The organism is Elizabethkingia argenteiflava, assembly GCF_009904105.1.
Classification (GTDB): domain Bacteria; phylum Bacteroidota; class Bacteroidia; order Flavobacteriales; family Weeksellaceae; genus Elizabethkingia; species Elizabethkingia argenteiflava.
In genome coordinates this window covers 1-342 of record NZ_JAAABJ010000370.1, presented here as the reverse complement: position 1 = coordinate 342, position 342 = coordinate 1, and the positions used below count along the sequence as shown (strand labels likewise).

The window sequence follows — 342 nt, the reverse complement described above, 5'->3', positions numbered from 1 at the left end:
CGACCTTCTTCTGCGGGTCGGCGAAGAGCTTGGCGACCGCGTCGCCGAGCAGGCCCGCCGGCGGGTCGTACTGCAGCGAGACCTCGACGCCTGTGGTGGCGCCGTGGTCGTCGAAGCGCACGGCGCCGGCGTTCTTCACGTCGAGCCCGCTGCTGTCCTCGGTCGCCCAGGCGATCCGCGTGTTCGGGACGTCCTCGACGATCGTGGCGTCCCACTCGACGGTCTTGCCGAGCGGTCCGTGCACCTTCCAGTGCGTCACCTCGGTGCTGCCGGACTGCGGCTGCACCGACTCCACGTCCGGCATGATCTGCGGCAGGTTCGTCAGGCCGCGCCACCAGGCGT

1 protein-coding gene is annotated in these 342 nt (G+C 70.8%); it reads right to left on the bottom strand.

All coding sequences use genetic code 11. The annotated features are described in order from the left end of the window. Window positions 1-342 (bottom strand): SRPBCC family protein (locus tag GNY06_RS04205; RefSeq protein ID WP_166518938.1); only part of this gene is annotated, 342 nt, incomplete at both ends.